Raw genomic sequence first — 234 nt, 5'->3', positions numbered from 1 at the left:
TCGCTGAACACCGTCGGCTCCATCACCGGCACGGCGCCGCGGGAGACGGCTTCACGAAACGCCTGCTCGCAGTCCTCGACGCGCAGCGCCACGTCCTTCACCCCGTCGCCGTGCAATTTCACAAACTCGCTGATCGGTCCGTCGGGAGTGAGGGCCCCCGTCACGACAAAGGTGAGGTGGTTTTGCTTCAGCACGTAGGACACCTTGTCGCGCAAACCCGTATCCAGTCCGGCA

At 64.1% G+C, this 234-nt stretch carries 1 protein-coding gene; it reads right to left on the bottom strand.

Going from position 1 to position 234, the window contains the following annotated elements; genetic code table 11:
- Positions 1 to 234 (bottom strand): VOC family protein (locus tag LD028_RS09455; RefSeq protein ID WP_237811669.1); only part of this gene is annotated, 234 nt, incomplete at both ends.

Source organism: Anoxybacillus sp. LAT27 (genome assembly GCF_022030075.1).
Lineage (GTDB): Bacteria > Bacillota > Bacilli > Bacillales > Anoxybacillaceae > Anoxybacillus > Anoxybacillus kestanbolensis.
Note: the sequence above shows the minus strand (reverse complement) of the source record. Positions and strands in the feature narration are given on the sequence as shown.